At 70.8% G+C, this 13,048-nt stretch carries 10 protein-coding genes and 1 pseudogene; 3 read left to right on the top strand and 8 right to left on the bottom strand.

Annotated elements, in window-relative coordinates; translation table 11 throughout:
- The first annotated feature begins 156 nt into the window (after positions 1 to 156).
- From ABZ896_RS05435 to ABZ896_RS05425, 3 genes are all read left to right on the top strand, one after another.
- Complete coding sequence (locus ABZ896_RS05435; RefSeq protein WP_360922575.1) at positions 157 to 2,472, top strand: polysaccharide lyase 8 family protein; 2,316 nt, start codon at positions 157 to 159, stop codon at positions 2,470 to 2,472.
- A gap of 151 nt (positions 2,473 to 2,623) precedes the next feature.
- On the top strand, positions 2,624 to 4,219 hold the full coding sequence (locus ABZ896_RS05430) for an acyl-CoA carboxylase subunit beta (RefSeq protein ID WP_360922294.1): 1,596 nt from the start codon (positions 2,624 to 2,626) through the stop codon (positions 4,217 to 4,219).
- 35 nt (positions 4,220 to 4,254) lie between these two features.
- A complete protein-coding gene (locus ABZ896_RS05425; RefSeq protein ID WP_360922292.1) occupies positions 4,255 to 4,440 on the top strand; it encodes an acyl-CoA carboxylase subunit epsilon in 186 nt (61 codons plus the stop codon).
- A 117-nt stretch (positions 4,441 to 4,557) separates the two neighbouring features.
- Here ABZ896_RS05425 and ABZ896_RS05420 read toward each other — a convergent pair whose 3' ends face one another.
- From ABZ896_RS05420 to ABZ896_RS05385, 8 genes and pseudogenes are all read right to left on the bottom strand, one after another.
- The gene (locus ABZ896_RS05420; RefSeq protein WP_009314218.1) at positions 4,558 to 5,139 is read right to left on the bottom strand and encodes an ATP/GTP-binding protein; all 582 of its coding nucleotides are present in this window, start codon (positions 5,137 to 5,139) and stop codon (positions 4,558 to 4,560) included.
- Positions 5,120 to 5,707 carry a DUF742 domain-containing protein gene (locus tag ABZ896_RS05415; RefSeq protein ID WP_164429757.1) on the bottom strand — a complete coding sequence of 196 codons (588 nt, stop codon included), beginning with the start codon at positions 5,705 to 5,707 and terminating at the stop codon, positions 5,120 to 5,122. The genes ABZ896_RS05420 and ABZ896_RS05415 overlap by 20 nt, the downstream gene beginning before the upstream one ends.
- 96 nt (positions 5,708 to 5,803) lie before the next feature.
- A complete protein-coding gene (locus ABZ896_RS05410) occupies positions 5,804 to 6,217 on the bottom strand; it encodes a roadblock/LC7 domain-containing protein (protein WP_007384910.1) in 414 nt (137 codons plus the stop codon).
- A gap of 10 nt (positions 6,218 to 6,227) precedes the next feature.
- Entirely contained in the window at positions 6,228 to 9,503 is a 3,276-nt protein-coding gene (locus tag ABZ896_RS05405; protein ID WP_360922287.1) for a nitrate- and nitrite sensing domain-containing protein, read from the bottom strand.
- Positions 9,504 to 9,902: 399 nt separating this feature from the next.
- On the bottom strand, positions 9,903 to 10,478 hold the full coding sequence (locus tag ABZ896_RS05400; protein ID WP_360922284.1) for an ATP/GTP-binding protein: 576 nt from the start codon (positions 10,476 to 10,478) through the stop codon (positions 9,903 to 9,905).
- Entirely contained in the window at positions 10,459 to 10,857 is a 399-nt protein-coding gene (locus ABZ896_RS05395; protein ID WP_360922281.1) for a DUF742 domain-containing protein, read from the bottom strand. Before ABZ896_RS05395 ends, ABZ896_RS05400 begins: the two co-directional genes overlap by 20 nt.
- A gap of 109 nt (positions 10,858 to 10,966) precedes the next feature.
- Positions 10,967 to 11,380, bottom strand: coding sequence for a roadblock/LC7 domain-containing protein (locus tag ABZ896_RS05390; protein WP_003973453.1), 414 nt, complete (start codon positions 11,378 to 11,380; stop codon positions 10,967 to 10,969).
- A 9-nt stretch (positions 11,381 to 11,389) separates the two neighbouring features.
- Positions 11,390 to 13,048: pseudogene (locus tag ABZ896_RS05385) on the bottom strand (hypothetical protein); the annotation flags it as partial.

Here is a 13,048-nt window from a genome sequence, read left to right as displayed (position 1 = left end):
GTGCTCCTTCGGGGTCAGGACGTTGAATGTTGAACTACTCAACACGGGAGACCGTAGACCTATTCCGTTGCGGCTTCAACATCATCCGCAAAGTGTTGGCGTGAAGCCTCTGTGGTGGTAGATGCCCAGGGCATGAACCCACCCCACGGGGACCCCATGCACCTCACCCGCAGAGCCGTCCTCCTCGCGGCGGCCCTCCTCGCGACCAGCACCTCCGTGAGCCGCGCCGCCGCCCCCGACCCCCACGACACCCTCCGCCGCCGCTGGCTCGACATCGCCCTCGGCACCGGCTACGACCCCACCGCTGAGCCCTACGCCTCCCGCCTCGCCGAGACCGGCACCCTCGCCCGCGGCTTCCGCGACACCATGGCCCCCACCCCCACCTCCCTCTGGCCCGGCCTCCCCTACGACCCCCCGGCCGGCATCACCCAGAGCTACAGCCGCCTGTGGACCATGGCCCGGGCCTACGTCCAGCAGGGCACCGGCTCGACGGGGGACCCGGGACTGCTCGCGGACGTCCTGCGCGGCCTCGACCACCTCACGGAAACCGTCTACAACCCCACGACCACCCGCTACGGCAACTGGTGGGAATGGCAGATCGGCAGCCCCCGCCTCCTCATGGACATCACGGCCGCCCTCTACGACGACCTCGGCCCGGCCCGCGTCCAGGCCGCCTGCGCCGCCGTCGACCACTTCATCCCCGACACCATGCTCACCGACTACTCCGGCACCTCCACCGGCGCCAACCGCGTCGACCTGTGCCGCTCGGTCGCCCTGCGCGGCATCCTGGGGCGCGAGGACGCCAAGACCGCCCTCGCCCGCGACGGCCTCTCGCCGGTCTTCCCGTACGTCACCCACGGCGACGGCCTCCACGCCGACGGCTCCTTCGTCCAGCACACCTGGGTCGCCTACTCCGGCACCTACGGCCAGGTCATGCTCGACGGCCTCGGCCGCCTCTTCGCCCTGCTCGCCGGCTCCCCGTGGGAGGTGACCGACCCGAACCGGCAGATCGTCCTCGACAGCGTCGAGCACGCCTACGCCCCGCTGATCCACGACGGGTTGGTGATGGACAGCGTCAACGGCCGTGCGATCAGCAGGGGTTACCTCAAGAGCGACGACCGCCATGTGATGCGCGGCGACCACTTCCACGGCCAGGGCATCATCGCCGCGATCGCGCTGCTGGCGGCGGGCGCGAGCGAGTCGGAGCGAACGCGCTGGCACGGCCGTATCAAAGGATGGATCCAACGGGACACCGTCACACCGATCCTGACGGCCCCTCAGTTCGACGTCGCCGACCTCGCCCGACTCCACGCCGTCGCCGCATCCGAGACCCCCGCCCTCCCCGAACCCACCGGCCACCACCTCTTCGCCGCCATGGACCGCGCCGTCCACCGCCGCCCGCACTTCGTCGCGAACATCGCCATGGCCAGTGACCGCATCGCCCACTACGAGTGCGGCAACGGCGAGAACCCGCGCGGCTGGCACACGGGAGCCGGTCTCGTCTCCTGGTGGGCGGAGGGCACGGGCGGCCGGGCCGATCAGTACACGGACTGGTACTGGCCCACCGTCGACTGGTACCGCCTCCCCGGCACGACCGTCTCCACCAAGCCCCTTCCCGACCGCGCGGGCGGCGAATGGGGCGAGCCCAAACCGGACGTCCGCTGGGTCGGCGGCACCACCGACGGCGAGTACGCGGCGATCGGCCAGCACCTCAAGGGCCTCGGCTCGACCCTTGAGGCCCGCAAGTCCTGGTTCTGCGCGGCGGACGCGGTGATCTGCCTCGGCGCCGGCATCACCTGCGCGGACGGCGTCCCGGTCGAGACGGTCGTGGACAACCGCAACCTGGGGGAGGGCGGCACGCAGCCCTTCGTACGGGGGAGGGGCTGGGCGCACCTGGAGGGCCACGGCGGCTGGCTCATCCCGTACGGCGATCTCCGCGCCCTCCGTGAGGACCGCACCGGAGCCTGGTCCGACATCAACACCGGCTCTACGACCGAACAGCGCACCCGGCGTTGGCAGACCCTCTGGCTCGACCACGGCACCGACCCGGTGGACGCCACCTACGCCTACGTCCTGCTGCCGGGAGCCTCCCGCCGCACCGTCGCGACCCGCGCCGCCGACCGGCACTGGCTGTCGGTCCTCGCCAACGACGGCACCCGCCAGGCCGTCCACCTCGGCCCCCTCGGTCTCACGGCGGCGAACTTCTGGCAGGCCGGCACCGCGGGCCCGCTGACCGCCTCCGCCGGGGCGAGCGTGCTGGTCCGGCGCAGGGGCCGGACCGCTACCCTCTGCGTCAGCGAGCCGCCCCGAACGGGTGAACCGCTGGAGATCGTCTGGGACCACCCGGTCCGCGCGGTGATCCGGGCGGACGACACGGTCGAGGTACGGGCGACGGGCCGCCGGCTGCACCTGCGGATCACCCCGGGCACGACCTGCGCCACCCACCGGTGTGAGGTGACTCTCACGACCTGACTTTGTACGACCCCTACAACCGACAGCCCCCCTGAGCAGTCGGAAGGCTTGCATGCCTCCGGGGTTCTGTTCAGTCGCACCAGGAAAACGGGCCGGAGACTGTACGGAGTCGACGGCTCGCTTTCCTCGCGGGGCTTCGTAAGGTCGCTACATGACCGTTTTGGATGAGGCGCCGGGTGAGTCGACGGGTGAGCCCACGGACGCGCGCGGACGGGTGGCCGAGCTGCACGAGATCCGTGCCGCGGCCCTGGCCGGGCCGAGCGAGAAGGCGACCGAGGCACAGCACGCCAAGGGCAAGCTGACCGCGCGCGAGCGCATCGAGCTGCTCCTGGACGCGGGGTCCTTCCAGGAGGTCGAGCAGCTGCGGCGGCACCGCGCGGTCGGCTTCGGCCTGGAGGCCAAGAAGCCGTACACCGACGGTGTGATCACCGGCTGGGGCACGGTGGAGGGCCGTACGGTCTTCGTCTACGCCCACGACTTCCGCATCTTCGGCGGCGCGCTGGGCGAGGCCCACGCCACGAAGATCCACAAGATCATGGACATGGCCATCGCGGCCGGGGCGCCGCTCGTGTCGTTGAACGACGGCGCGGGCGCCCGTATCCAGGAGGGCGTCTCAGCCCTCGCCGGCTACGGCGGCATCTTCCAGCGCAACACCAAGGCGTCGGGTGTCATCCCGCAGATCTCGGTGATGCTGGGCCCGTGCGCGGGCGGCGCGGCCTACAGCCCCGCCCTGACCGACTTCGTCTTCATGGTCCGCGAGACCTCCCAGATGTTCATCACCGGTCCCGACGTGGTGAAGGCGGTGACCGGCGAGGAGATCACGCAGAACGGCCTCGGCGGCGCCGACGTCCACGCCGAGACCTCCGGCGTCTGCCACTTCGCCTACGACGACGAAGAGACCTGCATCGCCGAAGTCCGCTACCTGCTCTCGCTGTTGCCGCAGAACAACCGTGAGAACCCGCCGCGCGTGGAGCCCACGGACACGGCGGACCGGCGCGGTGACGTCCTCCTGGACCTGGTCCCGGCGGACGGCAACCGGCCGTACGACATGGCCAAGGTCATCGAGGAGATCGTCGACGACGGCGACTACCTGGAGGTCCACGAGCGGTGGGCGCGCAACATCATCTGCGCGCTGGCCCGCCTGGACGGCCAGGTCGTCGGCATCGTCGCCAACCAGCCCCAGTCGCTGGCCGGTGTCCTGGACATCGAGGCGTCGGAAAAAGCTGCGCGTTTCGTCCAGATGTGTGACGCTTTTAACATCCCGATCGTCACTTTCCTGGACGTCCCCGGGTTCCTCCCGGGCGTCGACCAGGAGCACGGCGGAATCATCCGCCACGGCGCGAAGCTGCTGTACGCGTACTGCAACGCGACCGTGCCCAGGATCTCCCTGATCCTGCGCAAGGCGTACGGAGGCGCCTACATCGTCATGGACAGCCAGTCCATCGGCGCGGACCTCACCTACGCCTGGCCGACGAACGAGATCGCCGTGATGGGCGCGGAAGGCGCGGCCAACGTCATCTTCCGCCGCCAGATCGCCGAGGCCGAGGACCCCGAGGCCATGCGGGCCCGCATGGTCAAGGAGTACAAGTCCGAGCTGATGCACCCGTACTACGCGGCGGAGCGCGGCCTGGTCGACGACGTGATCGACCCCGCGGAGACCCGCGAGGTCCTCATCAGGTCCCTTGCGATGCTGCACTCCAAGCACGCGGACCTGCCCTCCCGTAAACACGGCAACCCCCCGCAGTAATCCGGCGGAAACCTCTCTCACGGAGACTGACACCCATGAACCTCCCCGACATCCGCGTCGAGAAGGGCCACGCCGAGCCCGAGGAAGTGGCCGCGATCACGGCCGTCCTCCTGGCCCGCGCCGCCGCCCACCCCACCGAGCCCGCCCGCCCCCACCCCAAGGCGGGTTGGCGCCGCCTGGAGCGCGAGGGCGGCTTCAGGGCCCCGCACAGCTGGCACTGAGCTCCTTGAGGGGGCCCACCCGTCCGGGTGGGCCCCCTCAAGCATGAGTGGGTACAGAGCAAGGGGGCGCCCTCTCCCGTCGGAGAGGGCGCCCCCTTCTGTCGTTCCGCGGTCTTGCTACCGCAGGCGCGCCATGAGCGCGTGCTCCACGAGCGTGATGAGCGCGGACTTCGCGTCCGCCCGGTGCCGGGCGTCCGTGGTGATGATCGGGGTGTCCGGGCCGATCTGCAGCGCCTCGCGCACCTCGTCCGGGTTGTACGGCTGCTGGCCGTCGAAGCCGTTGAGGGCGATCACGAAGGGCAGGCCGGAGTTCTCGAAGTAGTCGACGGCGGGGAAGCAGTCGGCGAGACGGCGCGTGTCGACGAGGACGATCGCTCCGATGGCGCCGCGGACCAGGTCGTCCCACATGAACCAGAAGCGGTCCTGTCCGGGCGTACCGAAGAGGTACAGGATCAGGTCCTGGTCGAGCGTGATGCGGCCGAAGTCCATGGCGACCGTCGTGGTCGTCTTGTCCCCGGTGTGGGTGAGGTCGTCGATGCCGGCTGACGCGGACGTCATCACGGCCTCGGTACGCAGCGGGTTGATCTCCGAGACGGCCCCGACGAACGTGGTCTTGCCCACGCCGAAGCCACCCGCCACCACGATCTTCGCCGAGGTGGTGGAGCGGGAAGGACCGCCGCTAGAGCTTGCGAAGTCCACTGAGCACCCTTTCGAGCAGTGTCACGTCTGGCTGGCCGCCGGCGTTCTCGTCGCCGCCGGGCTGATGGATGGCGACCAGTCCCGCCTCCGCCAAGTCGGCGACGAGGATCCTGGCCACGCCGAGGGGGATCGTCAGCAGGGCCGAGATCTCGGCCACCGACTTGATCTCTCGGCAGAGGTTGCAGATCCGCTGATGCTCGGGCAACTGGCCCTGCATCTGGTGCGGCTGCGCGGTGGTGTGCACCAGCGCCTCGATGGCGAGCTGGTAGCGCGGGCGCGTCCGGCCGCCGGTCATGGCGTACGGGCGCACCAAGGGGTTGTTCGACGCCCCCGCGGGCGCCGGCTCAGAGCGTCGCTGCGGCTGCACGGGCTGGATGCGCGGGGCCGGCGGCTGGTCGTACGGCGACGGACCGGGACCCTGGGGGCCCTGGGGCGCGTACGGCTGCTGGCGCCGCTGGCTCGGTGCGGAGGGGAAGTTGTAGCGGTTCGGGTTCTGGGAACCGTCGTTCTGGCCCTGGCCAGGACCGTACGACCAATTGCCAGATGAACCACCTGGGGGTGTTGCCACTTTCTCTCCTCCTCCGACTGCGCCGGGCACCCATCACTGTGGAGCCGCGTCCCGAAACCTTACGGCCCCGGGACGCCAAAACGCACCGTCTGTCTGTCAGTTGAGCAGGCTGCCCTGGAGCTCCGCACGAAGATCGGGGGTCAGGACCGAACCGGCACGGTCCACCAAGAGGGCCATCTCGTACCCGATGAGGCCGATGTCCGCCTCCGGATGTGCGAGAACCGCGAGGGAGGAACCGTCGGAAACGGACATGATGAAGAGGAATCCCCGCTCCATCTCCACAACCGTCTGGTTCACGGCGCCGCCCTCGAAGATGCGCGAGGCACCCGCGGTCAGCGAGGTCAGACCGGAGGCGACGGCCGCGAGCTGGTCGGCCCGGTCGCGCGGAAAGCCTTCGGACATCGCCAGAAGGAGTCCGTCGGCGGAGACCACCACCGTGTGCGACACCCCGGGGGTGTTGTCCACGAAGTTGGTGATCAACCAGTTCAGGTTCTGTGCCGCCTGGCTCATCGGGCTCACACTAACGCTCCTGGTTGTAGGTGCTGTCAGAGCCGAAGCCCTGACCGTTCGTTTCACTGCCTGCGTTGCGGCCGCGCTGCACACCGCGACGCAGGTTGCTCAGCCTGCCCCGGACGTCCTCGGGGGCACGGGAGACCGAGGGGCCTCCCTGGGGGGTGGCTTCGGCGGCTCCCTCGACCAGGTTGGCCTTGGGTACCCGCCGCGGCAGGCCGGAGGAGGTGACCCCGCCCGCCTTGGGCTTGCGGAGCTGGGAGGCCTGCTGCCAGCGCTCGTCGTTGGCCGAGCGCCAGATGTCGCTGCCGTTGGTCTCCGCCGCGGGGGCCGACGGCTCCGGGTCCACGGGCCGCGCGCCGAACAGGTTGCCCGCGCTGCTCGTGCCGTTCGAGGCGGGCGAGCCGTTCGCGCCGCTCCCGGTGGAGCCGCGGCGGGGAAGCCCGGCGTCGGTCATCTCGTGGACGGCGGAGGGGGCCGGTCCCGGACGTTCGAAGCCTACGCGGTCCCGCTCGCCCGCGTCAGCGGCCTGCACGGATTCCGCTTCCGGAGCGTACTGGTCCGGGTAGCCGTTCTGGTAACCGTCCGGCTGCGGCCAGTCATCCTGGTAGCGGCGCTCCTCAAGACCCGGGAAGGTCTCCGGGGCGGCCGCGTGCGCCGTCGCCGGCTCCTCGCGGACCGGCTCCGCATACGCGGGGTCGGGGTAGCCGCCGTTGGACGAGAAGGTGTCGTTCTGCGGTAGACCGCCGTTCGGCGCGTAGTACGGCTCGTCGTACGACGGCTGCCGGGGCTCCTCGTACGGTGCCTGCTGAGGCTCCTCGTACGCCGTCCGCTGGTCGAACGCGGCGGGCTGCTGTTCCGGGTAGCCGTTCCGGCCCTCGAAGCCGGTCTGCGGGCCGTCGAAGGACTCGCCGTACGAGCCGTTCTCCGGGCCCTGGAGCGCCGAGGGCTGCGCCTGGGACTCCAGGGCCGCCCGGCGCTCCTCACGCATCAGGGAGCGGCCGACGGGGTCCAGCTCGCGTATGTCGTCCGGGACCTCGGAGTAGCGGCTGTCGTCGAAGCCGAGCTCCGCGGCCGTCCGCATCGGCAGACCGGTGTTGAAGTCCTCACCCTGGTACTGCTGCTCCGGGATGATCTGCGAGACCGTGAACTCGTCGTGCTGCGGCTGCTGCTCGCCGCCACCGCCGTGGGTGATCGCGTCGGGCAGCATGACCAGCGAGGTGGTGCCGGCCTGCTCGCCCGAGGGGCGCAGCTGGACCCGGATGCCGTGCCGGTCGGACAGCCGGCCGACCACGAAGAGGCCCATGCGCTGCGAGATCGCGGCGTCGACGGTCGGCGGGTTCGCGAGCTTGTGGTTGATGTCCGCGAAGTCCTCGGCGGTCAGGCCGATGCCCTTGTCGTGGATCTCGATCATGATGCGGCCGTCGGGCAGCCGGGTCGCGGTGACGCGGACCTTGGTCTGCGGCGAGGAGAACGTGGTGGCGTTCTCAAGGAGCTCGGCGAGCAGGTGCACGAGGTCGGTGACCGCGCGGCCGTGGATCTCGGCCTCCGGGACGCCGGACAGCTCGATGCGCTCGTACTGCTCCACCTCGGAGGAGGCGGCGCGGAGCACGTCGACCAGCGGGACCGGCTGGTCCCAGCGGCGGCCGGGCTCCTCGCCGGCGAGGACCAGGAGGTTCTCGCCGTTGCGGCGCATACGGGTCGCGAGGTGGTCCAGGCGGAAGAGGTTCTCCAGCTGGTCCGGGTCGGCCTCGTTGTTCTCCAGGTCGGTGATCAGGGTCAGCTGGCCCTCGATCAGCGACTGGTTGCGCCGGGACAGGTTGGTGAAGATCGCGTTGATGTTGCCCCGCAGCAGGGCCTGCTCGGAGGCGAGCCGTACGGCCTCGCGGTGGACCTGGTCGAAGGCGCGGGCGACCTCGCCGATCTCGTCCTTGGTGTGGATCGGGATCGGGGCGACCCGGGTGTCGACCCGGCCCGGGTCGGTGCGGGAGAGCTGGTCGACCAGCATCGGCAGACGCTGCTCGGCGATGCCGAAGGCGGCGTTGCGCAGCTGGCGCATGGAGCGGGACATCTGGCGTGCGACCGCACCGGCCAGGATGAAGGCCAGCAGCAGGGCGACCACGACGGCGGCACCCACGATGAGGGCGTCACGCTTGGCGTCGTCGGCGATGCTCGCGGCCTCGTTCACCGCGGTGTCGGCCATGTCCGACTCGATCTGGCGGTAGGCGTTGTACTTGAGCGTGTTGACCGCCCACCAGTTGGTGGCCGAGATGCCGTCCTTGGCGAGGGCCTGGCGGGCGCTCGGGTCCATGGAGGGCAGCGAGGCGATGCCGGTGACCATCTGGACGGGGTCGGACGGCGGCGGGACGTAGCTCGGGTCCTTGGCCGCGGCCTGCTTGGCCAGGGCGGCGCCGTCGGTCTGGATCTGCTTCTTGGCCGCGTCGAGCTTGGCCGCGTCGGCCTCGGTGCCACCGCCGATGTACTCCTCGACGGCGATGCCCTCCAGATAGGCGTACGAGGAGAGGGCGACCTTCTGGCTGGCGAAGCTGCTCAGACCGGGGCCGGGCTTGATCAGCAGGTGCATGCCGATGGACCGCTCCAGCGACAGCGACGCCTTGGTCAGTGCGATGGCGTAGACCGTACGGCCGTAGCTGGTGATGTTTCCGGTGCCCAGGCCCAGCTCGTTGGCGAACTCCATCAGGGGGTGGGCGACCTGGACGTAGCCCTCCTCCGTCTTGACGCCGGTGAGCTTGGAGGAGGTGTAGGCGCCCGCACGCAGCGTCTGAAGCTGCGGCTCCACGTCCCGGAACAGCTTGAGGCGGCGCTCCAGGCCCGCCTTCTGCGGCATGTTCTGGGCGGCCTCGTCGAAGACGTCGGCGGCCTTGTCGGTGGTCTTGCGGGCGGCGACGACCGTCGGGTCGTCCTGGCCCTTGCCCTCCAGGAGGGGGGCCGCGGAGACGTCACGCTCGTTGTAGAGGGCGTCGCCGTAGCTCAGGGCCGCCCGGACCAGGCGCGCGGTGTTCTCCGCGTCCTCGGCCTGCTGCCAGGTGTCGATCGAGCTCTTCACCTGGAAGCCGCCCATGACGAGCCCGACGATCACGGGTATGAGCAGGATCGCGTTCAGCCGGGTCGGCACGCGCCAGTTGCGCGGCGAGAAACGGCCTCCGCTCGACGCCGGCGCGGCCGTCGGCTCGGGTACGGGCACAGGGGCGGGCGCCGCTCCGCGCGGCGGCGGGGTGAAGTTGCCCCGCGCCGACGGCTCGGGACCGTTCTTGCTTCGCCTCACTCGACCAACAACCTTCCGGCGGTCGGCACCTACGTTGTGCCGCAGTGTCTCAGAGCCCGGTTCGTCATCGACTGATGAGTACGTCTTTGACTATTGGGCAGTTCAGGCATTCCAGCACGACGGCGTGCGCACCTCCAAACATTGGTACGCGCGGATTCCGAGTGATGTAAGCCCCAGATAAAACGGTCATAAAGAGCGAGCCCCGCCAAAAGGCGGGGCCGTTGTGAGCACAGTGAGACCGGTCGGCAACCACGCGTGGCCGATTGAACCGATTCCTCTGCCGAAACGTTATGAACACCGGGGCCGACCGTGTCCAAGGCCACAGCCGGCTCCGGTGCATCTACGACAACTGCCGTACAGCACTGTTGATTTGGGACGGAACGGCACACCCTGAGGGCGTTACCGCAGACGGGCCATGAGTGCGTGCTCCACCAGCGTGATCAGCGCACTCTTGGCGTCCGAGCGGTGTCGGGCGTCCGTCGTGATGATCGGTGCGTCTGGCCCGATCTGCAAGGCCTCGCGCACCTCCTCGGGCGTGTACGGCTGGTGTCCCTCGAAGCCGTTGAGGGCGACGACGAAGGGCAGGCCGGAGTTCTCGAAGTAGTCGACGGCGGGGAAGCAGTCGGCGAGACGGCGCGTGTCGACGAGGACGATCGCGCCGATGGCGCCGCGGACCAGGTCGTCCCACATGAACCAGAAGCGGTCCTGTCCGGGCGTACCGAAGAGGTACAGGATCAGGTCCTGGTCGAGCGTGATGCGGCCGAAGTCCATGGCGACCGTGGTGGTCGTCTTGTCCCCGGTGTGGGTGAGGTCGTCGATGCCCGCGCTCGCGGACGTCATCACGGCCTCGGTGCGCAGCGGGTTGATCTCGGAGACGGCACCCACGAACGTGGTCTTGCCGACACCGAAGCCACCCGCCACCACGATCTTCGCGGAGGTGGTGGCCCGGCCCCCGTCAGAGCTTGCGAAGTCCACTGAGCACCCTTTCGAGCAGCGTCACGTCCGGAGCGCCGCCGTTGTTCTCGTCGCCGCCCGGCTGGTGGATGGCGACCAGGCCGGCCTCGGCGAGGTCGGCGACCAGGATCCGGGCCACACCCAGCGGCATGGCCAGCAGCGCCGAGACCTCGGCGACCGACTTCACCTCGCGGCACAGGTGGCAGATGCGCTGGTGCTCGGGGAGCAGCCCCATCAGCGCCGCCGGGTCGGCCGTGGTGCTGATCAGGGCCTCGATGGCGAGCTGGTAGCGCGGCCGGGTCCGGCCGCCGGTCATCGCGTACGGACGGACCAGCGGCTGGTCGCCCTCATCCTCGTACGACTCCGCGTACGGATCATGAGAGGCGGTGGGCGGGGTCATGAATCCTCCGGGCAGGACAGCAAGTCGATCGGGCGAGCCGTCGGGGGGCCGGTGGGGGGTTTGTGGCGGCCGGACGGTTGTTTCGTGAGACGGGTGGTGCCGGTGGGGCTCAGTGGAGCAGACTGCCTTGCAGTTCGGCGCGCAGGTCGGGCGTGAGCACGGCGCCCGCGCGGTCGACCAGCAGCGCCATCTCGTAGCCGACGAGGCCGATGTCGCATTCCGGGTGGGCGAGCACGGCCAGCGACGAGCCGTCCGAGACGGACATGAGGAAGAGGAATCCCCGCTCCATCTCGACGACCGTCTGGGCCACGTTGCCGCCCTCGAAGATCCGGGAGGCGCCCGCGGTCAGCGAGGTCAGCCCGGACGCGACGGCCGCCAGCTGGTCGGCACGGTCGCGCGGGAAGCCCTCGGACATGGCCAGCAGGAGACCGTCGGCGGACACGACGACGGTGTGGGACACCCCGGGGGTGTTGTCCACGAAGTTGGTGATCAACCAGTTGAGGTTCTGTGCCGCCTGGCTCATCGGGCTCAACTAACGCTCCTGCTGGTGAGTGGGGTTCGGGAAGCTGCCCGTCTGGCCGTTACCGCCGACCTGACGACCTTGCGCGATACCCCGACGGAGATTGGTCAGCCGGCCGCGTACGTCATCGGGCGCACGCGAGACCTGCGGACCGGTTTGGTGCTGTTGCTGCTGAGCCGTGCCCGGGACGAGGTTCGCCCTGGGGACCCGGCGCGGCAGACCGGAGGTGGTGACACCGCCCGCGGCCGGCTGCCGTACGCGCTCCGCCTGGCGGACGAGTTCGTCGTTCGGGGAGGAGCGCCACGACGAGGTGGCCGTGGGACGCTGGGGAGCGGCGGCCGCCGCGGGAGCCTGCTGGGGCTGCCGGGGGGCCGGGGCGCCGTTGCCGTTCGTCGGCTGGGCACCCTGCTGAACGCCGTTCTGGCCGCCGTTCTGACTGCCGTGGAACCAGTTGGTCTCCAGGGTGTCGTACAGCGGGGTACGGCCGTCGCCGGGACCCGACGCCGGCGGCAGCGCCTCGGGCTCCGGACGGGCCGGACGCTGCTGCGGCCGCGGCGGCATGGGCGGCCGCGGGGCGCCGAAGTCCTGCGGGCGCTCGAACTGCCCGGTGGAACCGGGGTTCTGACGGCCCGGCAGGGAGTGCTGACCCGTGGAGCTGCCGTCGTAGCCCGGCACGGCGAACTGACCCGTCGAGCTGTTGTCGTACGCCTGCGGGCTCGCGAACTGGCCCGTCTGATGACCGGTGTTGTGCTGCCCGCCCGGCTGCCCGCCAGGGGTGCCGAAGACGTCGGAGCGGACGTACTGCCCGTTGCCGGCCGACGGGTTCTGCGGAGCCGGAGGCCGCGGGAAGGAGCCGGTGTCCTGCGGACCGCTGGTGCCGGGACGGGGGAACGAACCGGTGTCCTGCGGGCTGCTGGTGCCGGGGCGCGGGAAGGATCCCGTGTCCTGGGGGCGCGGGTAGGAGCCGGTGTTCTGCGGGGCGTCGAAGTCCGGCCGCGGGAACTCGGATGTGGTCGCCGGGTTCTGGCGGTCGTCGATCCGCGGCATCCGGGACGTCTGCGCCACGTCCTGCTCGTCGTGGCCGCGCGGGGCGTCCAGCGAGGCGCGCGGCACCGGCGGCTGGGCGTTCTCGTCGCTCCAGCTCGGCGTGCGCGGCTGCGGGTCGCCGCCCGGCAGCTCGGCCCGGGGGCCACCGCGGCCCGGCAGCAGCGGCCGACGGCGCCGGCCCTGCTCACCGCCGCCCTGGTTCGGGGCCGACTGCGGGGGCACGGGGTTCCGGCTGCCGCCGAACGCGTCCTGACCGCTGCCGAAGGCGTCCTGGTTGCTGAAGGCGTCCTGGCCCGGACCACCGGTGCCCGCGGCCTGCAGGCCCTGCGGAGCACCGGGGGCCTGACCGCCGAAACCGGCGCCGGCACCCGCCGGAGCGGGCCGGCCCTGCGGCGGCATACCCGGACCCTGCGGCCCGCGCGGTCCGCCCGGCGCACCGGGACGACCACCCTGACCACCACTGCCGGGCAGCGCGGCCCGCGGACCCTGACCGGCACCGAGCAGCCCGCCCGAGGGCGAACCGGAACCGAGGGCGCCGCCGCCCGCACCGGCCCCGCCGGGAGCACCGGCGCCGAGGGCACCGCCGCCCTGGCCACCGGGGCTGTTGCGGCGGGCCGCGGCGAC

Origin of the sequence: Streptomyces sp. NPDC047072, from assembly GCF_040643855.1 — a bacterium.
Classification (GTDB): Bacteria; Actinomycetota; Actinomycetes; order Streptomycetales; family Streptomycetaceae; genus Streptomyces.
Note: the sequence above shows the minus strand (reverse complement) of the source record. Positions and strands in the feature narration are given on the sequence as shown.